Annotated in this window: 19 protein-coding genes and 1 pseudogene; 9 read left to right on the top strand and 11 right to left on the bottom strand. The window is 54.3% G+C overall.

What is annotated here, in order from left to right; genetic code table 11:
• Positions 1–1,109 precede the first annotated feature (1,109 nt).
• Positions 1,110–1,535: pseudogene (locus tag AXG89_RS28905) on the bottom strand (transposase); the annotation flags it as partial.
• 125 nt (positions 1,536–1,660) lie between these two features.
• Between AXG89_RS28905 and AXG89_RS28900 the strand changes: the two are divergent.
• On the top strand, positions 1,661–1,927 hold the full coding sequence (locus tag AXG89_RS28900) for an SDR family oxidoreductase (RefSeq protein ID WP_236873552.1): 267 nt from the start codon (positions 1,661–1,663) through the stop codon (positions 1,925–1,927).
• Between the two features lie 568 nt (positions 1,928–2,495).
• Here the strand turns inward: AXG89_RS28900 and AXG89_RS28890 are convergent.
• From AXG89_RS28890 to AXG89_RS44970, 7 genes are all read right to left on the bottom strand, one after another.
• The gene (locus tag AXG89_RS28890; protein WP_062173451.1) at positions 2,496–3,299 is read right to left on the bottom strand and encodes an alpha/beta fold hydrolase; all 804 of its coding nucleotides are present in this window, start codon (positions 3,297–3,299) and stop codon (positions 2,496–2,498) included.
• A 416-nt stretch (positions 3,300–3,715) separates the two neighbouring features.
• Entirely contained in the window at positions 3,716–4,549 is an 834-nt protein-coding gene (locus tag AXG89_RS28885; protein ID WP_119024717.1) for a class I SAM-dependent methyltransferase, read from the bottom strand.
• Positions 4,550–4,676: 127 nt separating this feature from the next.
• Positions 4,677–5,567, bottom strand: a complete 891-nt coding sequence (locus AXG89_RS28880; protein WP_062173455.1) for an alpha/beta hydrolase — start codon at positions 5,565–5,567, stop codon at positions 4,677–4,679.
• Positions 5,568–5,663: 96 nt separating this feature from the next.
• On the bottom strand, positions 5,664–6,578 hold the full coding sequence (locus AXG89_RS28875; RefSeq protein WP_062173456.1) for a LysR family transcriptional regulator: 915 nt from the start codon (positions 6,576–6,578) through the stop codon (positions 5,664–5,666).
• Positions 6,579–6,892: 314 nt separating this feature from the next.
• Positions 6,893–7,414 carry an NmrA family NAD(P)-binding protein gene (locus AXG89_RS43605; protein ID WP_236873553.1) on the bottom strand — a complete coding sequence of 174 codons (522 nt, stop codon included), beginning with the start codon at positions 7,412–7,414 and terminating at the stop codon, positions 6,893–6,895.
• Between the two features lie 58 nt (positions 7,415–7,472).
• Positions 7,473–7,763 (bottom strand): NAD(P)H-binding protein, encoded by a 291-nt coding sequence (locus AXG89_RS43600; protein WP_236873554.1) that lies wholly within the window; start codon positions 7,761–7,763, stop codon positions 7,473–7,475.
• Positions 7,764–8,227: 464 nt separating this feature from the next.
• Positions 8,228–8,590 carry a hypothetical protein gene (locus AXG89_RS44970; RefSeq protein WP_442861757.1) on the bottom strand — a complete coding sequence of 121 codons (363 nt, stop codon included), beginning with the start codon at positions 8,588–8,590 and terminating at the stop codon, positions 8,228–8,230.
• Positions 8,591–8,945: 355 nt separating this feature from the next.
• On the opposite strand from AXG89_RS44970, the gene AXG89_RS28865 reads away from it, so the two are divergent.
• The 8 genes from AXG89_RS28865 (at position 8,946) to AXG89_RS28830 (ending at position 19,565) form a co-directional block, all read left to right on the top strand.
• Entirely contained in the window at positions 8,946–9,386 is a 441-nt protein-coding gene (locus AXG89_RS28865; RefSeq protein WP_062173458.1) for a MarR family winged helix-turn-helix transcriptional regulator, read from the top strand.
• 440 nt (positions 9,387–9,826) lie between these two features.
• Positions 9,827–10,804, top strand: coding sequence for a nitrilase-related carbon-nitrogen hydrolase (locus AXG89_RS28860; protein WP_062173460.1), 978 nt, complete (start codon positions 9,827–9,829; stop codon positions 10,802–10,804).
• Positions 10,805–11,284: 480 nt separating this feature from the next.
• Positions 11,285–11,800: a carboxymuconolactone decarboxylase family protein gene (locus AXG89_RS28855; protein WP_062173462.1), complete on the top strand. Its 516-nt coding sequence runs from the start codon at positions 11,285–11,287 to the stop codon at positions 11,798–11,800.
• A 75-nt stretch (positions 11,801–11,875) separates the two neighbouring features.
• Positions 11,876–12,613 (top strand): hypothetical protein, encoded by a 738-nt coding sequence (locus AXG89_RS28850; protein ID WP_062173464.1) that lies wholly within the window; start codon positions 11,876–11,878, stop codon positions 12,611–12,613.
• A gap of 262 nt (positions 12,614–12,875) precedes the next feature.
• On the top strand, positions 12,876–13,421 hold the full coding sequence (locus tag AXG89_RS28845; protein WP_062173466.1) for a carbonic anhydrase: 546 nt from the start codon (positions 12,876–12,878) through the stop codon (positions 13,419–13,421).
• Between the two features lie 326 nt (positions 13,422–13,747).
• Positions 13,748–14,920: an efflux RND transporter periplasmic adaptor subunit gene (locus AXG89_RS28840; RefSeq protein ID WP_236873555.1), complete on the top strand. Its 1,173-nt coding sequence runs from the start codon at positions 13,748–13,750 to the stop codon at positions 14,918–14,920.
• On the top strand, positions 14,917–18,093 hold the full coding sequence (locus AXG89_RS28835) for an efflux RND transporter permease subunit (protein ID WP_062173471.1): 3,177 nt from the start codon (positions 14,917–14,919) through the stop codon (positions 18,091–18,093). Before AXG89_RS28840 ends, AXG89_RS28835 begins: the two co-directional genes overlap by 4 nt.
• Positions 18,090–19,565, top strand: coding sequence for an efflux transporter outer membrane subunit (locus AXG89_RS28830; RefSeq protein WP_062173472.1), 1,476 nt, complete (start codon positions 18,090–18,092; stop codon positions 19,563–19,565). Before AXG89_RS28835 ends, AXG89_RS28830 begins: the two co-directional genes overlap by 4 nt.
• A 403-nt stretch (positions 19,566–19,968) precedes the next feature.
• Here the strand turns inward: AXG89_RS28830 and AXG89_RS28825 are convergent, their stop codons facing one another.
• The 3 genes from AXG89_RS28825 to AXG89_RS28815 form a co-directional block, all read right to left on the bottom strand.
• Positions 19,969–20,328, bottom strand: coding sequence for a hypothetical protein (locus AXG89_RS28825; protein ID WP_236873556.1), 360 nt, complete (start codon positions 20,326–20,328; stop codon positions 19,969–19,971).
• 538 nt (positions 20,329–20,866) lie between these two features.
• A complete protein-coding gene (locus tag AXG89_RS28820) occupies positions 20,867–21,754 on the bottom strand; it encodes an NmrA family NAD(P)-binding protein (protein WP_062173476.1) in 888 nt (295 codons plus the stop codon).
• Positions 21,755–22,052: 298 nt separating this feature from the next.
• Positions 22,053–23,012, bottom strand: coding sequence for an IS5 family transposase (locus AXG89_RS28815; RefSeq protein ID WP_062173478.1), 960 nt, complete (start codon positions 23,010–23,012; stop codon positions 22,053–22,055).
• Positions 23,013–23,283 lie beyond the last annotated feature (271 nt).

The following is a 23,283-nucleotide window of genomic DNA, read 5'->3' as shown; positions in this document are numbered from 1 at the left end:
CCGAAGTATCAAGCTTGCGTTTACATCTCATTGTTACCGTACTGACAAGAGTCAGCGCGATCACCGACCGGATGCGCCGGTAGTCGCAAAAGTAATTGAACTCAAAAAGAGAAATTTTGTTGCCATCTCCGGTCCGCGACGTCCCACATTATGCGGCACAATCGTCGGTGCGCGCCGGCGCGCCGCGCGTCGTATGTGTGCGCCGCGTGTTTAACGTGCGCTGTATGCACCAATTCTATGACCGGGAGCAGTCGCTCTGAGACCGCGAGTAAATTCGAAGTCCTATGAGTATCAGTAGTTGGCGATCAAATCATTTGACCCTCCAACCGGCTAATTCTTTACTCATCTATTGGAGGACGAATAATCTACTCGAGACGTCTTCGCTGAAACTTGCTGCCTCTCGTGCGCTACCGATCTGAACAACGTCGCAGTTGAAAAATCAGAACCGCCGCATCGTTATGAGCTGAAAGCGGATCGCCACGTGTGCTGATCTGCGCGAATTGGTTAAACGGTTTCTCCTCTTGTGATTGAACTGTTTCAACCGCTGCTCAGACTCTGATTGATAAGAAATGCCATCACGGATACGTGCATATACTTCTTGTCAGGGCGTGTGCGTTGCAAATATATGTTGCAAAAGGCCGTGAGATCCGCAACAGGATCGATGCACAGAGCATCCAGGAAGGCTCCGCAGGAATTTCATCACGGCATAATTTGAGCCGACGCCTTTTGCTCGATTTTTTCTAACATGATGTTGCATCCATAGATGAAGATGCAATTTGCATCCTCATCTAGTATTCAATCGCCGACCCCGTAATTCTTCTTTCGGAAGGCGCTTCGAAACGCTGGAGTCACAGTCTGTCACGGTCTCACAAGCGACCAACAGAGGTAACGGTCACGTCAACGACGCGTCGAGTGGGCAAGAACCGCGTCGGCTCCCTAGCTGACCAGTTAAACTCGTGACCGTGGATATTCCATGCTAGGGAGACGCTGATCAAAGCGCCTGTTGTTCGCACAATGAATAAAGCAGGCTGAATTTTTTTAGTTGGCTAAGGAATCCAAAGATTGTCGAGGTGAATGTCGCCGTATTCCAGCTTAACTTTCTGCATTTTTCACATACGTGACGGATTGCTCCCGTGAGTCGACAGCAGTTGCTTTTTTGCGATCACCAAATTTGCTAGTGCGAACAGACTGAACAGTTGCGCGGTGTTCTTGGCCAGACCTTTGTAGCGGACCTTGCGATGACGAAACAGGTTCTTCACGACATGAAACGGATGTTCGACCCGCGCGCGGATCTGTGCCTTAGTTCGTTCGAGTGCGACCATCAGGTCCTTCAGCGGACCTTCTTGCATCGCTTTGATCTTTCCGCGTTTGGCCGCCACGTGCCACTTCACCGTCGCGCCCATCATCTCGTCGCGTTTGTCTACGCCAAGGTAGCCCGCGTCGCCGAACGCATCTTCTTCATGCCCGTGAAGCAGCGCGTGGGCCTGCGATACATCCGACACGTTCGCCGCTGTGCCCACTACGCTATGCGTGACATCGCAGACGTCACCGACGGTAGTCCACCACAAACGAACATCGTTCACGTTAATGGCTCTCGCTCCGTCCTGTTGACCGTCTTGTTCGATCGCTGGCGATTGAACTCGCCCCGTTCAGCATCGCCGTGAACGCAGTGGTGCCTAACTTTCTCTACAGCGAGGCATGCTACCCACGCGCGACGTTTATCGACGACGCCAAGGGACGCGACTATGTCAGATCGCTGGTGCCAGCGGGTCGACTGGGACGCCCTGAGGAAATCGGTAAACTTATATGCTATCTCGCGTCAACGCAATCCCGCTTCCTCACTGGAGCAATCGTGGATTTCGCGGGCGGGTGGCCAGCGGCTCAAACCCGGCAGCGACGCAGTGACGATTGGTGCATCTCGAAGTAGAGATGTAAGTGCAGCCGAGGCTAGCGCCTCGGCAGTCCCTAGACTTGAAGCCCGTCGTATCGGCATTCGGGAAATGGTGCGTGCCGGAACGAGGGCCGGCGGTGTGCCCCGGAGCCGCGAGTGAATCCGACCCAGCATTGCGCTCTCAACCAGCACACGATGGGCGCTGGTCGTGCACAAGAGCGGCGAGTCGAGCTAACCAGTAGTGTTGCCATCGCTTCTATCCAATCCGGTTTGCGGCGTCCGATTCCCCGCTGGTCGTCGGAAGAACGCTGTCAAACTGAAAATATGAGGTTTGCTGCGAAGTTACCGCCTTGACGCCTTTGACAATTTCAGGCGCTGCGACGTAAAGAATGAACGCGCCAATGGCTACGATAACGATAAAAGTAAGAATAACCCTCAACCTCCTGATTTGACGACGTGGAGGCCCCGCAAAAAATTCGCGCAGGGCACGCAACCGCAGGGAAAGTGGTACTCGCCCCCGCGGGTTTGGTCGGCATACGTAGTAACTCCAACGCTGCCAATCTTGCTTTTTTCCCTTTCCCCCTAAGCGTGCTAACGCCCGAGCCTAGAGATTTCCGGTTTTCGTTGCTGCATCGAGAATGACGGCCGCAACGGCATCCGGATGCGCGATCAAGGTTACGTGACCTGCCCCTGGAATGACGGTAGTCGTAGCATTGATAGCCTTCGAAACAGCTTGCTGGAGCGCCGCAGGAATGATCTGATCCTGATCGCCGTAAATCCACCACGACGGCTTTGTCTTCCACGCTGCGGTGGCTATCTTGTCGGCAAAACATGAGCCCGCAAGAGGCGCCTGCACAACGGCCAGGAGGGCTTGCTCGCTAGATGATACATCCGGTGCAAACGCGCCGGATATCGCCGCTGGCGACAAACTGATGTAGCCGGCTGAGTCTTGAATTTCTTCAGACTGCCAGGATGGCGCAGGGAACGGCGCAGTGATGTCGTTTACGGACTGTCCGTCGTTAGGTGCAAATGCGGACACGTACACGAGTGCTGCAACCTTCGGGTCATTTCCTGCCTGAGTAATAACCACGCCACCGAACGAATGGCCGACCAATATCACTTTCCCACTTTGCGCGTCAATCGCCCTCGTGACTGTAGCGACGTCATCTGCAACGGAAGACCGGGGTTGCTGCACAGCAACGACTTTTAGCCCCTTCGCCTGCAAAAGAGGAATTACGCCGGACCAGCTTGAACCGTCGGCCCACGCCCCGTGAACAAGTACCACCGTCGCAGGTACAGGCGTGGGTGTTGACGCTACTGAACTACCGCAACCGGAGAGGATCGATATGCAACTCAGGCATAGAAACGCAGTGAGAAAGCTGATCATTGGACGCGACAGGATCTTCATATTTATCTCGCTAGATTGGAAATATAGATGTCGACGGATACCGCCGAGGTCATAAATTAATTGGGCTTTTCGCTGTCGCGTTTAGCAGGGACATCGAGCTTGCAGTCAGTCTGCATCTACAAGGTACTCATGCTGCAACAATGAATTCGAATAGAACAGTGTCCAAAGGTATCGAACCAATCTCGAGTTTGCGGACAACTATGAGATTTCGGTCGCGTAGATTTAAACTTTCGGAAATGGGTGCTCGCTGACGGAGATGGAACCATCTAACGCACTAAGAAAGATGACAGCGCTGAGGATGTGAAGTCTGAGCGCTTCAATTGGGTAGTTAAATTCGCACAGACTGGTCTTTCTGGATATCGGGAGAGCTCGGTCCGCGGGCAAGACGGCTTGCCCGGCACTGCAAGCGCAACAGTTCAGGTAGGACGTTCTACTACGACTTGAGACAGACCTGCTCTGCTCTCAACGAGGTTTTTGACGAAGTTTTGTGACATTGCCCCGAAGTCGGTACCCATTACGAGATTTAGATCAAGTGGATCCCGGCTCCGCACCGCATCGGATGCTCTCGCTCTTTCTATCGCCCAAGCGATGCCCGCCGTTGTTTGATCTACCCAAGATACAACCCTAAACCCCTGCCTTTCCAAAGCTTCAAGCAAGGCAATGTTGGTGAGCAGAAAACTCGTTTCCGAACTTCGGGACCACGGGACGGGAAAGTGCAAAGCACCCGCGCCGCCATCTACCACGTCATAAATAGCCAATCGGCCGCCCGGTCGCAAAACGCGAAAAATCTCGGCGTACAGTGAGTCACGATCTGCAATGTTCATCGCAACATGCTGCGTCCACGCAGCATCGAAGGTTTGCAACTTGAAAGGAAGAGACAAAGCGTTAGCACAGGTGTAAGCAACCTTTTCTGTAAGACCTGCCCTCTCGGAAAGAAATATCGCAGCGTCGACAAACTCCGCATTGAGGTCAATGCCCTGCACGTGGCAGTTGTAGGTAGAGGCGAGGTATCTTGACGGCCCGCCAAGGCCAGAACCGATGTCCAGCACCTTATCGCCCGACTTGATCGCGGCGGCCGCAGCGAGATCGACGGTAGCGGCTAATCCTCGCATATGAAACTGGTCGAGTGGTGCAAGGACTGTCTGAGACAAATGCCCGCTTCCGAGGCCAGCCGCTTCCAGCGCCGCTTCAACGCGGGCGCGAAGATTATCACCCTGATAGTGTTCGCGAATCTTTTCGGTATCGTTCAAGATGCCCTCGAAAGAAAGTATTGATGGAAAAGCGGGTGGATCTTGGTAATAAAATGCGTCATTCTGCACTCCGCTGAAGCGAGAGTAGATTTTGCACTTTACGTGCATATACTTGTATTAAATCGCGCTAAACACATTTGGCTCGCACATGACGCAACATACGACGGGACTCATTTGTTTTCTTTTGGGCACTAACCAGTAGCACTTTTTGGTCTGCGACCAATCGCCGTCGGAAGAAAGAGGCTATATCGTCGAAAACTTGTTCACCAGTACCGGTGGACGGATGGAACTCCTGCTCATACCGGATGACTGCCGTGGGGACGCCTGCAGCGATCAACTTAGTAGCATATCTTTCAGCCTCAATACGGAGCACATCGTTCTTCACGGTCGCGATGAAAGCCGGAGCGAGGCCGCCCAGCCTTACCGAAACGAGCGGTGCCGCATATGGGTGCATCCGGTGACGGACATCGGGCAGGTAAGCGCGGTATTGTCGCGCCCAGTTCGACGACTCAGGGTCCGCGGAAGAAGACACACGGCTTTCAGAGATCAACGTCATGCTCGGGTCGAGAAGAGGTGCAAGCAGCACCTGAGCCGACAACTTAAATTCCCCTCGATCTCGCACGAGCGCGCTCAGGCAAGTCGCTAGATTTCCTCCCGCCTCATAGCCCGCTACGCCGAGGCCTGCAGGTGTTATGCCTAAGGTCTTTGAATTCTGCACAGCCCACGCCAGCGCCAAGTACCCATCCTCTAGAGCGGCGGGAAATGGAAATTCGGGTGCCAGCGAATAACCTACAGACATCACTAGCGCCGGAATACGCTGGGCTATCGCGGTAGCTGTTAGCTCGCTGTCATCAACTGACCCGCTGATGAAGCCACCGCCATGGAAAAAGATAACAAGCGGAAGTTTTGTGCCTCCACTCTGGGGATCATAAACTCTAACCTTGATCTCCTTACTATATCCAACGATCCAGACGTCATCCGTCCGAAGTGGAATGCCGTGCTCGTTACCGATGTTCATTTTCAGCGTCTCCACGCATCCCGTAAAAATAGACCAAGCGCTCTTTTGCGAATATGCCCGTTCGGGTTATTCTTGAATTTGAAGCGTGAACTCCGCTCACTGCCGGTGTACCTGTGGTACGTTTTCGTAAAAGGCAGCTGCATGCTCGATAAACGCCGTAACCTTTGCCGGTAGTAGCACCCGGGTGGTGTACGCCAGGCGTATCTCGATAGTGCCGTCTACCAAGTCAAAATCCGAAAGCACTCTTACTAGAGTTCCCGCAGAAAGTTCAGACTGAACGACTGCTTCTGGAACGACCCCTAGCCCAAACCCGGCAATTACCATCTCGCGATTGAATATCACATTGTTAGACGAGATTTCGGACTTAAGCGGGACAGCGATTTCTTTGCCCCCCATCTTGAAGGTGACGATTGGGCGTCTGATATACGTCGACATCGTCACAAAATGATGCTGGTTGAGATCCGGCGGAGTGACGGGGTTCGAGTTCCTTCTTAGATATGCTGGCGTTCCCACAATGACCAGGGGGATACGCTCAAGCAGCCGTGTGACGGTGGTCTCACTGGTCAACATGTAGGGAAGGACTATTCCGAGGTCGTATCCTTCCGCCGCGAGATCAACGGGGCGCTCAATAAGCGTTACGTCCAGTGTAATCTTCGGGATTTTTGTCTTGAAACTCGCGATCAGCGGGACCAGCCGGTTGACAGTAGCGGTCGTATGCGCCACCAGACGAAGGACGCCAGTGACCTCCTTCGTCTCGCTCAGCGTGTCGGCTTCAAGCGAATCAAGGTCGTCCAGCAGCTTTGCGCATCTGTCGTAAAATCGTGCGCCCGCTTCCGTCATTGAGATCTGACGCGTGGTTCGATTGAAGAGACGAGTTCCAAGGCGTTGTTCAAGAGATGCAATTCCTCGTGAAACAACGGGTGTCGTAACTCCAAGCTTGTCAGCGGCTCGCGTGAAACTTGTCGACTCAAAGACTGAACGAAAGATGCGCAAACTATCAACGTAATCCATATTGGTCTCGTATGTTCGAGATTGCGGTGCGAGGGCCGGCCGTTCTCACGCAGAAAAAAATAGCGGTTAACGTGCGATGCGTTGCCATGTACGCCGTCTGAACGTAGCTTTCAAACCGAGCATCGGACGGTCCCATGGCGCGCGCATATGCTGGACACTTTGATGCCAGTCGAGACAACTTCTTGTATATGCGACCGCAGAATGTCTCGCTTGACGTAAATTGTGGCTTAGCCAAAGGTGGCCCATTTATCTATTCGGTCGCCGGTCCTACGAACTGTTCGCGCCAAACTCCACCGTGAGCTCCAAGCCGATCGTTACGCGACTTCAGACGCAAGAACAAAATTCGAGCGATGCTCGTCAATGAACTGTTCAACTGTAACCAGCGGTTGACCGATAATTGAGACGCCGGTGCTGTCCGTTCCTTCGAGAAGACGTTCCTGCTGGTCAATCGTCACAGCTTCAAATTGCCTGTGCATCACCTTGTTATCTTGAAATCCGAACAATTCAAGGGCCGTTGAGACCGTCACATGCTCGTACGTCAGGTTTTTACCCAACACCTTTCCCGTGAGCGCTGCGAGCTCCGCGTGGCTATATTTGACTGGCCCATGTAGCGCGTGAGCCTTGCCGGCATGCATATCAGGATTTGCGACAATTCCCGCAACAATCCGGCCAATATCGCTTGCTGCAATCGGTGCAAATCGACTTTCCTTATTGAAAGGCATCACGTATCGCCCATATTTAATCAACGGCGCAATATAAAGTAGCCATTCTGCGAAGAAAGTTATGCGTAGATGTGTTGAGGGTACGCCAGACCAGTTGAAGATTTGCTCGGACAACCAATGGTCCTGCGTTGTCTTGCTGCGCGCATGGGGACGGGATTGCTTGTGCAACATGTTAACAATCAGCTCGAGATCTTCCTCCTTGGCCGCCTGTGCGAAAAAAAACTATTCCGTCGGCGAGTGGATGGCAGAAATAGGCACGCTGCACACCTGACATCGCAAGGCGAACATCGCGCAGGTTTGAAATGTCTCCGATCGCCACTTCGATCCCTTGGCCTCGCGGGCTTCTTGCACGATCATCATCTTTTCGTACAAACGCGCGAACTTTGAAGCCTTTCTCAAGCAGGCATGGAAGCGTAGCTCTTCCTGTGTCGCCATTCGCTGCTGTAACCAAAACTGTATTCATTTCGGCAGCCTCTACGAATACTCTGCTGGAGTCATTGATCGTCTTGAATGATCACATTCATAGTGATTCACAATGCTTTCAGTGACCAGTGTTGCTTGACCCCGCAACACAGGCATCCGTCGTATTTACGCGATGCAGACGCCCCGAAAATCAAACACTTCTTTAGCTCAGGGAATTCTACTAGCGGCTGGCGAGCCCGCTGACATGCGTCGCATTCGTTGCAGACAAACAACTGAATTTGCGAACCTGAATCAGATCCTAGATCGAGATGCATTGTTGCATACACCATATAGGCGTCAAGCTGATTGTCTGGCGTCAACGACCAACTTCGGCGCCCATTCGTCGATAGCCCGTTTCCCCCGGCCAGAAACCAATTTCAAAGCTTGCCTCGACCACGAGCTTTCTCCACCTCCAGAAAAAATTGGCGAATCGACATTACCGCTCTCTGGGCAGCCCCCGCTCGATTACCATTGCTCTTCGTCAACGCTTCGACTAGCACTTTCGCTTCGTACGCGCCAATGACTGCATACGGACGCGCGGGCCCTGCCGCAGCAACTCTGACAGCATCGTTCCCACATCCCCGTGGCCGCCTTTCGGTGAGTTGCACGATCGCTCGTCAATGCGAAAGACGGTAAGACATTTCGGTCGGCCACGTTGGGGCAGTATGCCTCAACGTCATCAGCATCCAGCAGGGGCTTCCTTGACAGAAGAGCGATCTGCTCCATAAGGTTTTCAAGTTCGTGGATGTTGCCAGCCCACGAGTACGGCTCAAGGCGAGCAAGCGTTTCACTCGTCAGGGATACGTCATCATTGCTTGCCTGACTCACATTCCTTCACAGTCTCGCGGAAGAGCGCGGCGCTATACACAGTATCTATTGCCGCACCTGCGCAAGCTATTGTCTTTAAGTATGGCTGCCTTGCAGGCCGGGCGCGACGAAAGATGCACTCGGCGCGGGTGAAGTGCCCGTAGGACTGTGTAGTCAAACCTGAACGCACCGCCTCCCCTCGCCAAGTCCTCCCTGTTGACCAACGCATGGAACTCAACCCAAGCGCAGCCGAACGCTAGATCGCACCGCAAAAAATGGAAAATGAAGTGACACTGCAAAGGATTACCCAGCGCTTTTCCGACGTAGCTCGCAAAAGCTGTTGACATTTACTTGTTGCATATGCAACACTTAACTCATGAAACCACTGACCCCAACCCGAGAGATCATCCGCGATTGCCTTGCTGTGCGCGCACGGTTAATCGCACGTGCGGTGTCGTCACTCTACGACGAGGCCGTTGCAGTTCACAGCATCACGATTGCCCAGTTGAACCTGCTCGCTGCGCTAGGAGAGGTGGGTCCATGTTCTCCGCGTAAGCTCGGTGAAGTTTTGCTCTTGGAACGCTCAACAGTGTCCCGAAATCTTGATTTGCTCATGGCGAAAGGTCTTGTCGATGCAGTGTCGTCTGATGCAAAAGGTATTCGCGAGGTGAAGCTATCGTCGGAAGGTGAAAAGAAGATTGACGCGGTGCTGCCCGCCTGGCGCGCGGCACAGAAACAGGCCTGCGAGCTACTAGGGACGGACGCCGCCCGAGCACTGCGCGATGCGTCCGGAAACATATGGTCTGCACCTATTTAAATCAGCAGCCGACACAGTTGACGTTGCTTCAGGGCAACGTTTTTTTTACGATGTTTGTTGTATATACACCATTTAACAAAGATATTAACCTGCCAGAGAGAAGAACCGGACGATCAATAGAGGTGGTTTTTGTCGGCCATACCATTGGCCACTTACTTCGCGTCTACATAATGCCGACAATCTTTGCGTCCGTCCCTACGAGACAATGCAACGCAAAAGCACAGACCAGCCTCAGATTGCGGCGTGTGGCCGACGAACAGGCAGGTTGACTGAAGATCTGAATGCCAAGCAGACACAGAGCAAATGCGTGACTACCGGCACACAAGTGCTTCACGGTGATGGGAAATGCCGAGCGCGGCCTGCCTGTATTTTTCATCGGTATTGTTTTTTCTACATAGTTTTACTAACACTTTTTCCTATTTCTTCCGCTAAGGAATCCCATGACCATCGTCAAAGCTGCTGCTGTTCAAATCGCCCCGGTCCTGTATAGCCGTGAAGCAACGGTCGACAAGGTGGTTAAGAAAATTCTCGAACTCGGCAAAAAAGGGGTGCAGTTCGCCACCTTCCCCGAAACCGTTGTCCCTTACTACCCTTATTACTCGTTTGTCGAGGCACCATACAAGATGGGTGCCCAGCACTATAAGCTCATGGAGCAGGCTGTAACTGTTCCCTCGGCGTCGACTCAAGCAATTGGCGAGGCAGCTCGCCAAGCAAAGATGGTGGTCTCAATTGGTGTGAACGAGCGTGACGGCGGGACCATCTACAACACTCAGCTTCTCTTCGATGCAGACGGTACTCTGATTCAACGTCGTCGCAAGATTTCGCCGACTTATCATGAGCGTATGGTTTGGGGGTCAGGCGATGGCTCGGGACTACGGGCGGTCGATAGCGCCGTCGGCCGCATCGGACAACTTGCCTGTTGGGAGCATTACAATCCGCTGGCGCGATATGCGTTGATGGCCGATGGCGAGCAAATCCATTCGGCTATGTATCCCGGTTCATTTGCCGGTGATCTCTTCTCCGAGCAGATTTCAGTCAACATCCGCCAGCACGCGCTGGAAGCCGGCTGCTTCGTTGTAAATGCGACTGCATGGCTGGATGAAGAGCAGCAAGCCCAAATCATGAAGGATACTGGTTGCTCCATTGAACCGATCTCGAGCGGCTGCTTCACCGCGATTATTTCCCCAGATGGCGAATACATGGGTGAACCACTTCGCTCGGGAGAAGGCGAAGTGATTGCGGACCTCGATTTCTGGCAAATCGATAAGCGTAAGCGAATGATGGACTCTCGCGGCCACTATAGCCGTCCGGAATTGCTCAGCCTGCAAATCGACCGAACTTCGCATTCGCATATTCACGAACGTACTACCCAACCGATCAAGACAAACGTCGAAACGCTTGAAGAAGCAGGCAGCTGATCGCGGTCTCCAGTAGTTTTCCTTATCAGGCTCAGCGAGAAGATTTCATCAGTCGAACGTCCGACTTTCCGTTCACCAGAACAAGCGTCTGGTGAGACGAAGAAGTCAACCAACGGAAACCGCGAGCGGGCACCGCCTACCACCTTCAATCTGACAGTCTATCGTCCGACCAAGACCTGCCCAGACCGGTTCAAGCATACCAATGGACAAGTCGCTGAACCGGCACAAGGGTAGTAGCCTGTACTGTACTGATGCAGCAACGGCCAAAGGGCAACGCGGATACAAGGCCCGTTTCGCTCGTCCGTGTATCAGGCAGTTTGGCGTCGTATGCAGACGAAGCCGTGGTTCGATGCGCAATCTGATTCGAGCGACGACTAGTATTTGTTGCGCACACTTCGCCCCAAGGGATGCCGCCACTTTCGAAATCAGGCTGTCATCAAACAGTCGAAATTTTTTGTTCCTCAACTACGTGAGATCACCATGACGCGCATTCCTGCCCTTACGATCGAAACAGCTCCGGACGCATCCCGCCCTGTGCTGGAAGCAGTCAAAAGCAACTTCGGCGTTTTGCTTAACGTATTCAAGACGATGGCCCATTCGCCTGCGTTGCTCTCTGGATACGTCGAGTTTTATCTGGCAATGGAAAAGTCCTCCCTGAGCCCCAAAGAGCGCGAGACAGTGTCACTTGCCGTATCAGAAGTGAACGGCTGTGCCTACTGCATGAGCGTTCACAACATGATGGCCACGAAGGGCGGAATGACACCAGAAGACATCCGCGCCGCCCGCGACGGGAAGCTCGATCCAATCGCAGTGCTGGCGCGCCAGATCGCCTTGACACGCGGCCAAGTGACTGACGAGGATTTGGCGACTGCACGAGCCGCTGGCCTCACCGATGCAAAGATTGTTGAAGTGATTGGCGACGTCGCACTGATGACCGTAACGAATCTGCTGAACAACGTCGCAAAGACAACGCTTGAGCTTCCGCCGGCGTTGTAATCAGGAAACCGAACCTAGGAGGTGTTCGCGCGCGCGCATCTCCCATTGACTCGAATTTAAAAAACGGGGCGCCATGTGATCAACTTCATATATGCAGAGCTGACGCTCGTGACCGTGGTCTGTGTAGTCTGTGTGATTTTCTGGCTGAACCATGGGTTGGCACGGTCGTCTGGAGACGGCAAAAGAAAGAGCATAGTCACAGCTGTTCTGATTGCGCTGTGCGTATGGTTGATTGTCACCGGTGCTCTGGCTCACGCTGGCGTTCTAGCCGTCTGGAATGCCCGCCCGCCCCGTCTACCAGCCATCCCGCTGCTGGCGTTGATTACAATCATTCTGGTAAATCGGGTTGACGGATTTCGGAAATTGCTTGACGCAACTCCTCGTCATTGGCCTGTCGCAATGCAGACCTTTCGCGTAGGAGTGGAGTTCGCCTTCTGGGGCCTTTATGCATCTGGAGGAGCACCCGAACAGGTTACGTTCGAGGGCCGCAATTTCGACGTGATTGTTGGACTGACCGCGCCGTTCGTCGCGTTCGCCATCGCCAGGTTAAATCTGAAGCCGGGCGTCGTCATCGCTTGGAATGTGCTTGGCATCCTGATCCTATCCAACACGATAGTAACCACGTTGAGTTCGATGCCTGGTCCGCTGCATATTAATTGGCCCGGCATGCCCTTCACAGCCTTTGCCGCATGGCCGTTCGTCTGGGTTCCGGCATTCCTCGCCCCCCTTGCTATCTTTATCCACGTGTTCTCCATTCGTCAGAATGCGCTCCTGATCTGGAGCAAAAGGCCGAGTGCTACGTTCCTCAGCTAGCGGAATCCAGGATTTGCTACTAGTACCGATTTCATAACGCGGTTGATTGCGCCAACTGAGCGATCAACCAATCGACTTTGAGCCCTGCCGCATCTTCGCTTCGGGCGATTGTTTCGTCTAAAAAGTGCCGGTCTTTCCTGACGATGCACGGGACCGGTGCGGAGCAGTTTTCGAGCGTTGTCTACGTCGTCTTTCAACACCGCCAGCACCGTCAAAAGACACTGTCGGACCGTCCAATCAAAAGCCAATTTCAGAGGTCACTATGAGCTTTCTTGAAACTCTTAAAGAACGCAACGAAGCATTCGCCAAGGACCAGTTTTCGCCTGATTTGAAGATCATGCCTACGATGAAAACGGTGATCATTGGCTGCGTCGACCCACGCGTGGACCCCGTCGACATTTTTCAACTGAAGCCAGGCGAGACTGTGGTGGTTCGCAATGTAGGCGGTCGCATCGATATGGCCACGCTGCAGACCATGGCTATCGTTCGCTCGGTTGCGACGGCGAACGGCAAAGAAGTCGGCCCGGGTTGGAACTTAATCGTACTGCATCACACGGACTGCGGAATCGTCCCCTGCCATCACCACGCACCCGCCTTGCTCGAAAAGTACTTTAATGTGACGAAGGAAGGGCTTGACGCGATGGAGATCGATGACCCGTACAAGGCGGTTGCCGTTGACGTCGCCAAATTGAAGGCCAACCCCAATCTGCCTGGCGAATTCATTGTCTCGGGACTTGTCTATGACGTCGCGACTGGACGTATCGATACAGTGGTGCCCCCGAGCCTTTTGCGCGAAGCGTCCGTGTAAAGATCAGTCACGGCCTGTCGTTTTTAAATGATACGTGGCGCTAGGAAGAATCCGCTTCAGAAAAATGCCCGCTCGTCCCTAGCAGTTGTAACGCTGTTAGATATGTTTCCGGTTACCTCTTAAGATCGAATACAAGGGATGCAACCTCGACATCCGGAGATCAGCCGAAATGACTCGCGACACGATCGAGCAAGATTTCAGATGCTTCATCTACCGATGCGCTGCCTGCACATTTGATGAGGTTCACTATGAATGACCGGTCAGACTCGACTCACGCGGACGCTAGTGTTGCGGTGGGCCCAGGAAATCCTAGACGCACGCGTTGGGTGGGCAAGGCTGTTGTGCTGACCGCGGTTGTTGCAGTATCGGCAACGACGTACTACTTACAATCGTCCAATGCCGCGACAGTCGTCGCGCCCCCACCTCCGTCGGTCGCAATCAGTGCGCCGCTTCAGCGCGACATCGAGAGTCGACTAGGCTTTCTCGGTCAATTTTCGGCGGTTGATCGTGTTGAGATCCGAGCTCAGGTCGGTGGCACGTTAATGCAAATTCGTTTCAAAGACGGCGAGATCGTCCATAAAGGCGATCTGCTGTTCGAGATTGACCCCGAGCCTTATCAAATCAAGATGAGTGAAGCGGTTGCGTCGTTAGAGTCTGCTAAAGCGCGTATGACCTTGGCCACACGTCAACTAATCCGTGCTCAAGAACTTCAGCGCTCGGAGGCCGGCACGGTCGAAAATGTCGATCAAACCGCCGCGGAGCGAAGCGCCGCACAAGCATCGCTGGACGACGCGAACGCCAAGGTTCGCGACGCAAAGTTCGATTTGGATAGATGTCGCATCTACGCGCCATTCAGCGGCCGAATGGGCACGCACCTTATTTCAATCGGTAATCTCATTTCAGGCAGCCGCGCTGCCAGTAGCCCTACGACCCTGCTCGCGACGATCGTTTCGCTCGACCCGATGTACCTCGATTTCGACATGAGCGAAAACGACTTTGCTGTATTTCAGAACGTACGGGCAAAACAAAAAGGTTCACAGGCGCACATGGTGAATATCTCGCCAACAGGCGACGAAGGTTTTTCGCGAGAAGGTGTCCTCAACTTCGTCGACAATTCTCTAGACCGTTCAAGTGGAACGATACATGCGCGGGCGGTCATTCCAAACAGTGACTTTTCGCTGACCCCTGGAGGATTCGCACGCATTCGACTAGCGGTGACAACACCGCAACCGGCTTTACTCATTCCTGACATAGCGGTCCTCGCTGATCAAACGGATCGCATGGTGTACGTTGTTGGCGGAGATGATGTCGCCACCCCGAGAAAGGTAGAAGTTGGCGATCTTCGTGGCGGCCTAAGAGTCATCCGATCCGGCCTCGCGCCGACTGATAAGGTGATCATCGATGGTATTCCCACAGTCCACCCGGGCGCGAAGGTCTCGCCGCACGACGGATCGATTCAGTTTCAATCCGAAGCGGCACCCCAGGGGACGAAGTCGTGAAAATGACTCATTTCTTTATTGAGCATCCGCGCTTCGCAGCGGTGCTAAATATTTTTGCAGTTTTCATCGGCCTAGTGTCAATGGCGTCTTTGCCAGTGGCCCAGTATCCGAACATCGTCCCCACGACAATCCAAATCTCGACCTCGTATCCTGGTGCGTCAGCCGATACTATCGCGCGCACAGTCGCAACGCCTATCGAGCAGTCCGTCAACGGCGTTGAGAGCATGGACTACATCACAAGCCAGTCGACGGGCAACGGACAGCTGACCATCACAATCATTTTTAAGGTCGGAACGAACCCGGACACGGCACTCCTGCTCACTCGTAGTCGCGTGGAAGACGTGCTGTCTCGTTTGCCTCAGGACGTCCAGTTACAAGGCGTTCAGGTAAAAAAGACGATTCAGGCGCTTCTTCTCGGGGTACACGTCTATTCGCCGGACGGTTCCCGCAGCACGGAATATCTGTCTAACTACATGCTCAAGATTCGCGATCAGATCGCGCGTTTGCCCGGGGTGTCGGATTTTCAAATGTACGGCGAACGGCAGTACGCCATGCGTATTTGGATTGATCCCGACAAAGCATCGTCCTACAACATCACTGCCTCTGACATATTGAGCGCACTTCGCGCGCAAAACGCCCCGATTTCAGCGGGCGTGCTCAATCAGCCTCCAATCTCGAGCAATGGGGCGTACGAGATCAACGTTGAAGCCCTTGGTCGCCTTACTACGCCCGAGGAATTCAGCGATGTAATTATCAAATCTGATCCGCAGGGACGAGTCACACGAGTTCGAGATATCGGTCGTGTCGAACTGGGCTCCGTAGACTACGGCTCTATAGCTTACGCCGATCGGTATCCTGCCGCTCCGTGGTTCGTCATTGCTACGCCTAATGCGAATGTAGTGCAGGTGGAGAGCGCGGTCTGGGACAAGATGGCTGAATTGAAGAAGCAGTTCCCGTCGGGAGTGGACTACATCAAGATTTACGACCCGACAACCTTCGTCGGACAGTCAATTAAGGAAGTCATCAAGACTATCGTTATCGCGATTCTCCTCGTAGTGGGTGTGGTCTATCTGTTTCTTCAGAGCTGGCGCAGCACGATCATCCCGGTGGTGGCTATTCCGGTGTCTTTGATTGGGACGTTCACGATCTTGGCACTCTTTGGTGCATCAATCAACAATTTATCTTTATTTGGACTGGTTCTGGCGGTGGGCATCGTGGTTGATGATGCCATCGTGGTGGTTGAAAACGTTGAACGGAACATGGCGCTCGGGATGACTCCCCGAGAGGCCGCACATCAGACGATGAATGAGGTGTCGACTGCACTTATCGCCATCGCATTAACGCTTTGCGCTGTATTTGGCCCAGCGGCATTGATGCCCGGGATCTCCGGCCTTTTTTTCAAACAGTTCGCTATCACCATCGCGGCATCAACTGTAATTTCATGCTTTGTCTCCCTCACCTTGAGCCCTGCGCTGTGCGCGATTCTGCTGAAAGAGCATCAGAAGGAAGAGAAGCCAGCGGGGGCGACGGCAATTCGCCGCTTCCACGACGCCATCTTCGGTAGGTTCAACGTGTCGTTCGAGTGGCTTTCCCATCGGTACGGTCAGCTTACTGGCCGTTTTGTCCGAGCTACGACCGTAATGTTGATCGTCTACGCCGGGTTGATTGCCGCAACAGCCTTTCAAATGTCCCGGATGCCGACCGGGTTCATACCAGACCAGGACATCGGCTATCAAGCCATCATTACGCTGCTGCCACCAGGTTCGAGCCTGGAGCGCACGGACGCAGTCGTTCGCGCAGTGACCGATATCGCTCTGAAAACGAAAGGCCTCAAACATACGTCCCCTGTGACCGGTTTTGACGTTACGACCGGCACCGTCGCGCCCAACGTTGGCACCATTTTTACAGCCCTGCCATCGCTATATGGAGAACACGTCAAGGGAGTGAACGCCGCAACCATGTTGGTCGCACTCCGTAAGCGTCTGTCTGTTATCAAAGACGCCGTCGTCATCGTAATAAATCCCCCTCCTGTTCAGGGTCTGGGGGCTGCTGGCGGCTTCAAACTGATGCTAGAGGACCGAGCCGGTCTCGGTCCGCAAGCGCTTGCGCAGGCAGCAAATACGTTGGTTGCGGCCGCCAACAAGGACAAGGCATTTGGGGGCGTATTCACGCTCTTCAACGCAGGTGCACCGTCCGTTTATGCAGATATCGATCGTCTGAAGGCTGAGAAAGTTGGACTCACGCCGTCGGACGTTTTTGCCGCAATGGAAGTCTATTTGGGCTCGCAGTATGTGAACGACTTCAACTATCTGGGCCGCACCTACCAAGTACGAGTTCAAGGTGACCAGGCATTCCGCAGAACGCCTGAAGATCTTGGACGGCTCAAGGCGCGTAACGTGGCTGGAGTGATGGTGCCCATCAGTACAGTCACGACCTTCAAGCAAAACACCATGCCCTACCGCATACCGCGGTACAACCTTTATCCAGCGGCCGAAGTCATGGGTTCAGCCGCATTGGGTGTATCTTCGGGTGAAGCGATCAAACGCATGGGAGAACTGGCCAATCAGGTGCTTCCGAACGGTATTGCGTTCGAATGGACTGATCTTGCGCACCAGCAGGAAGAACAAGCTCTTTCTCCGCTTGTGATCTTCGCTGCCTCGGCGATTTTCGTGTTCCTTGTGCTGGCCGCGCAGTACGAAAGCTGGAAAACCCCACTCGCGATTGTCATGATCGTACCAATGTGTCTTCTTGCGGCAGCAATCGGTCTTAACATCCGAGGTATGCCGATTGATATCCTGGCACAGATTGGGTTTGTAGTGCTCGTTGGACTCGCAGCGAAGAACGCAATTCTTATTGTTGAATTTGCAAGACAGCGCCAGGAAGAAGACGGGGTGGGCGCCGAGGAAGCGGCGACGCACGCCGCTCATGTACGGCTGCGCCCGATCCTGATGACCTCGTTCGCCTTTATTTTCGGTGTCGCACCGCTTGCCATAGCCAGCGGCGCCGGCGCAGAAATGCGGCAGTCGCTTGGGACGACGGTGTTTTTCGGCATGCTCGGTGTGACAATCTTCGGCTTGGCGTTCACTCCAGCGTTCTACGCCTTCGTTCGCAAACTCGGCCTACGGACTCCAATTTCCGCGCCTCAACGGTTGGGTACCGGAGACGTCAAATGAATCGCTTTGTCTCCAGAACGCCTAAAGCGATCATCAGCGGTTGGATTGTAAGCGCGGCCCTTGCTGGCTGCGCAGTCGGTCCGGACTACGTCGCTCCCAAGACGGAAATGACCCCTTTCCACAATAACGAAGCGGTGGCAAACCGGCAGACGACATTGCCCGCACCTAAACTTGACGCCTGGTGGACAGGATTCAATGATCCGATGCTGGAAAAGATTGTGAAGCGCGCCCTGAACCAGAATCTCGATCTTCAGGCGTCTATCGCGCGCGTCGCGCAATCTCGGGCAGCCGCACAAGCTGCCGGCGCGGCCCTGCTTCCGACGATTGAAGCTAACACCTCATACACGGCTGAGCACCAAAGTACGCAGAGTCCGCTTGGCACACTGGCGAGCGCTTTCCCCAATTATAGCCGAGACCAAAAGGAGTACGTTGCTGGTGCGACCGCTAGCTGGGAGATCGATCTGGCTGGCGGCCTGAGACGCGCGCATTCAGCGGCCCGCGATGAAGAGCAGGCAGCCGAAGCAAATCAACTTGGAACGCGTATCACGGTTGCTGCTGACGCTGCCGATGCATATCTCCAGATACGGGGCTTACAGATGCGCCTAGCAGTCGCGCAGAATCAGATCGAAACTGACGGGCATCTTCTCGAGCTCGTGCAAGCGCGCGTGCGGGCGGGCGCAGCCACTCCACGCGAAGTCGCGCAAGCCGAGGCGTTGCTTCGCCAGGCACGTGCAAGTATCCCACTCTTACGCATCGATCTGGAGGCGCAATTAAACCGTCTCGACGTCTTGATGGGTGCACAATCGGGAACGTATGCCGCCGAGCTCAGCACCAATGCCGGCGCGATTCCTGACATCCCAGCCATCGGCGCAAGCGACCAACCCATCGACGTTCTGCGCCGACGTCCAGACATCATTGCGGCGGAGCGTCATCTCGCGGCTACAAGCGAAGAAATTGGCGTAGCTATATCCGATTATTATCCGAAGATTTCGCTTTCGGGCGCGCTTGGATTTGACAGTATTACGAGTAATCACTTTCTCAGTGCGAAATCTTTCCAACCGATTGGCACCGGCGCACTCCAGTGGCGTTTGTTCGATTTCGGTAAGGTCGATGCTGATGTGAAGCAAGCACGTGGAGCAAACGCCGAAGCACTAGCGCAATTTAGGCAAGCGGCACTTAAAGCTACCGAGGACGTTGAGGATGCATTCATCACGCTCTCGCAAACGGAACTACGCGTACGAGAATTGGAACAGGAGGTATCGGCTCTAACCCGGGCGCGAGACCTGTCAGAAAAAGCTTACCGCGCGGGCTCGATCACGCTGACCGATGTGCTTGATGCCGACCGACAACTTCTTGGATCGCGCGACGATCTCGATGCGACACGAGCCGATGCAGCTAGAGCAGCTGTTCGGACTTTCCGCGCGTTGGGCGGTGGATGGGATGCGCCGGAGCAACTCGCCACAACAAATTAGGCCGTCAGTACCGCAAGATGAGCGGTCGTATACCGACAATCAAGCCTCATCTTGCCGGCTGAGCGCCTTAGCCCTTTAACCAAAATGTCCAACTGATTGGCGACGCAGACTCGCTAGGACTCGGCTCGGCGTAGATCGACTTATCGCCACCGTATCGATAGAGCGAGACAACTCGATTGACTGCAAACGCTTTGGTGTTGCGCTTCAGTTTTGAGCCCGCCAGGCGTCATCGGTATCTGGCTCGTAATGTTTTTGCAATTGGCTCGACCGCAAGCGGCTGAACGACGCTTTTAACCAGTAAAAGCCGCCCGCTGGCGAAAAATTCGGCGCAACGTAACGCCCAAGTTCATGAAATCGTGTTTCCAGCGAGAAGCACCAGGTAGTGCCCAGTGATCGCGTTAAATCAACTGAAACGTTGACTGCGAACTGCAGGAGGTAGCGGATGTTTTTCCGTGGAAAAAGACGGAGTGCTGGGCGTGTTATTGCCGCTAGACATTTTAGCCCAGGTTTGAATTTGCCCAACTGGATCTGGACTTTCAATCACGTCGTATCCGGCGCTGGTCAACCGATACTCTGCTGGCGTGGTGCATTCGGTCACCATCCCCATATCCTTAAGCAATGCCAAATGGAGTCTCACCTCGGACCAATTGTGCCCCTCTTTTTCGCCCGCGCCTTTCTCGATGTCCTTACAGCATTGCGTCGGCTTGTCATCGTCTTGCATGAAGGAAAGGATACTGATGAGAAGTTCGGTGTTTCTACGCATTTTGACCTCCACGAATAGTTCAAGCTTGATACAAGATATCAGTCCTGCGACAAAACAGCATCGAAACAAAGCGATCCGAAGCGGTGTACGGAATTCGCTCGACATCTACAGGAACGTGGCGAACAAATGTCACTTGATAGGGTTACACGGCAAGGAGGTTGCCGCGGGAAAGGCGTTTTTTGCGCGCAGCTTGTCCGCCCTCAATGCAATCTTAGCTACCTTCGCCTTTGGGTCTGCAACGGGCGCCTCAAACACGACCGCGTTTGATCGGAGTTCGTCAGTTGTATGTTGATCTTTCACTCACACCGGCATTGATGCTCGTTCGGTCCTAGCCACCTGCCCTTACGTAAACGCCGCCCTAAGCAATTCCTTAGATTAGCAGACCATTGACATCCCGGGTTAAATGAGCATCCGGGACGCAGGTGCAAACGGTGATCTGATGTAAGCGGCGGAGGTAAAATGAGGTCGGCCGAACATCGCGCCGGCAGCCGACCGACTCAAACTTACACGACATTCCTGCGCGCAGTCTCATCAATACCTAGCCTGGTTGGAAGCGGCTGAGGTTCGCCTTGACATATTCTCCCACAGTCACCGGGGCGCGTCCGGTTAGCCGCTGAACAACGTCGTTTGTTCCGGCAAACACACCCGCGTTGTAGTCGCGGTACACATTTACGATATGTTGAATGAAGTACGGTGTCATTCCGACCTGCGCGAGGCGTGCTTCGAATGCGTCGAAGCTTTCGTTCTCGTAGGTCATCTTCCGCCCAAGCGCTTCGCCAACCGCCGCTGCAAGCTCTGCATGGTTCACCTCGGCGGCGCCGAACAGATTGTAGGTCTTCCCCGCATGGTCGGCCGGATTCAGCAAAGTGTTCGCGATAACCCGCCCTTGATCTTCAGCGGCAATAGGGGCGTGCCTACCTTCGCCTGCCGGCACTTTCAGCAAATCGTGGTTTGCGATAAGCGGAAGTTGGAATCCGTACATAAGCCATTCCATAAAGAATGTCGGGCGCAAATGCGTTACCGGAATTCCAGCCCAGTCAAATATGCGTTCGCCATACCAATGGGACAGTGCTGCATAGCTAACTGCGTCTGGTCGCGCTGATATTTGAGACATATTAACGATTGAGCGCAACTTGACCTGCTTCGCCGCCTCCGCGAAATAGGCCGAGGCATCGGCCAGTTTTCCATGATGAATGGGGTAGACAAAGTACGCGCCAGTTGCACCGTCAACCGCTCTACGAACTGCCTGCGGATCGAGAAGGTCACCCAGTACCACGTCCACACCCGACGCCTTAAGTTTTTCCGCCCGCTCGTCCTGACTGTGTACCATGGCCCGTACCGCGGCACCTTTTGCCAGCAACTCTGCGATTGCATGCCCGCCGGTTGCGCCGGTAGCACCGGTAATCAAAAACAGTTCGCCACTCATATTTCAGATCCTGATTTGGATTAGTCACTATTTGCGCAGACCGCCGTTAAGAGTAAGCGCGACAGTCTGGAAAATAGGGATTTGCTCGAGGTAAACGTAGCTGGCATGTATGCAGGTATGAGTCGTCCATACTCGCGATGTCTCGCGTCTTAGCTGGAGAACACGTCGCGCGACATCGTCCAAAATTCTCCTGGAAAGAGTTGGCCGCAAAACCCGAGCTGTAATAACTCCAAGGCCCCGCGAGGGCGTTGTTGCGTAAATCGAGCATGAAGACACAACGTCTCCTGTGATCTTAAATTCAAGCAATGCGAACGGACTGAGGGCGTGCAAGTACCGCCATTCGGTTCACGACGCCGACGCGGATCGCCATCTCGGTCGCTTGCGAACCGATGCGGCGCGACCACAGACGATTACCCGTAAGTATCTTAAAGCGGTACATCGTGTTCTCGACGAGCGAACGCCGGTGATAGCCGCTGCGCTTCTTCCATTCGCCTCGACCGTCTCGCACGATGTCTCCGATCGCCTCGTTGCGCCAGCTTGCGCCGGGCGTGCACTCAGGCCAGGGCTTTGCCCCTTCGCGCGGTGGAATCGAGGGCGCGGCGCCGCGCGCTGCAATCGCTGCATGGCAGCGCTTCGTATCGTACGCACCGTCACCGCCGATCGTCTCGATAGGTTCGTCTGCGGGGATCTGGTCCAGCAGCCCGGGCAATACGCTCGCGTCATCGACATCCTGATGCGTCATCAGTGCCGCGCGCACCTGACCGGTCTTCGCGTCCAGTCCCAGATGGACCTTACGCCAGGTGCGCCGCTTCGAATAGCCGTGCTTGCGAACCTTCCATTCACCTTCGCCGTAGAGCTTGACGCCCGTGCTGTCCACGACCAGATGCAGCGGTTCACCACTGGGTGTGACGGGTAGCGCCACCTTCAGATCCTGCGCGCGCCGGCTCAGTGTCGTGTAGTTCGGCACAGGGAGCTCGGCGAACGCAAGCTCCCGCAGACTTTGCGCGAAGCCCTGGGCGGCTCGCAACGTCAAGTGGTACACCTGCTTGAGCGTGAGCAGTGCCTGAATAAGTGCATCCGAGTAGACGTGCGGCCTGCCGCGCACCACGGGTTCCGCTTCGCTTACCATCGTCAATGCGCTCTCATTGATCCACATAGTCACGCTGCCTCGTGCGATCAGCCCCGCGTTGTACTCCGACCAATTCCTGACGCGATAGACCCCTTTGGGCTCGCAGCTGTTGCGTTCGTCCTTGCGCATCTTCCCGCCAAATATCGAGAATCTACGCAGTTCCACAAAGAGTTAACAGAGGTGCCGCCCCGACCGTTGCGCGTAAACGTCACGCCTCCGCGCGACAACCGGATTAATGCAACAACGCCCCCCCGCGAGTACATTGCCACGAACTGACTATGTTGTCCGTCGCACGGCTGCGCAATCGTCCTTAGGTATGGCCTATGCCCCGCCGTGAGTATTTGTCCTATCCCAGACACCCCTATCCAATATTGACCGTCTACGTTGCATATGCAAATAC

The organism is Burkholderia sp. PAMC 26561, from assembly GCF_001557535.2.
Taxonomy (GTDB): Bacteria; Pseudomonadota; Gammaproteobacteria; order Burkholderiales; family Burkholderiaceae; genus Caballeronia.
This window is presented reverse-complemented; position numbering and strand designations above follow the sequence as displayed.

Coding starts and splice junctions, on each gene's coding strand:
- AXG89_RS28820 (WP_062173476.1), bottom strand. CDS start 21,754: ATGAGTGGCGAACTGTTTTTGATTACCGGTGCTACCGGCGCAACCGGC.
- AXG89_RS28855 (WP_062173462.1), top strand. CDS start 11,285: ATGACGCGCATTCCTGCCCTTACGATCGAAACAGCTCCGGACGCATCC.
- AXG89_RS28860 (WP_062173460.1), top strand. CDS start 9,827: ATGACCATCGTCAAAGCTGCTGCTGTTCAAATCGCCCCGGTCCTGTAT.
- AXG89_RS28875 (WP_062173456.1), bottom strand. CDS start 6,578: ATGGATTACGTTGATAGTTTGCGCATCTTTCGTTCAGTCTTTGAGTCG.
- AXG89_RS28825 (WP_236873556.1), bottom strand. CDS start 20,328: ATGCGTAGAAACACCGAACTTCTCATCAGTATCCTTTCCTTCATGCAA.
- AXG89_RS28880 (WP_062173455.1), bottom strand. CDS start 5,567: ATGAACATCGGTAACGAGCACGGCATTCCACTTCGGACGGATGACGTC.
- AXG89_RS28865 (WP_062173458.1), top strand. CDS start 8,946: ATGAAACCACTGACCCCAACCCGAGAGATCATCCGCGATTGCCTTGCT.
- AXG89_RS28890 (WP_062173451.1), bottom strand. CDS start 3,299: ATGAAGATCCTGTCGCGTCCAATGATCAGCTTTCTCACTGCGTTTCTA.
- AXG89_RS28845 (WP_062173466.1), top strand. CDS start 12,876: ATGAGCTTTCTTGAAACTCTTAAAGAACGCAACGAAGCATTCGCCAAG.
- AXG89_RS43600 (WP_236873554.1), bottom strand. CDS start 7,763: ATGAATACAGTTTTGGTTACAGCAGCGAATGGCGACACAGGAAGAGCT.
- AXG89_RS28815 (WP_062173478.1), bottom strand. CDS start 23,012: ATGCGCAAGGACGAACGCAACAGCTGCGAGCCCAAAGGGGTCTATCGC.
- AXG89_RS28830 (WP_062173472.1), top strand. CDS start 18,090: ATGAATCGCTTTGTCTCCAGAACGCCTAAAGCGATCATCAGCGGTTGG.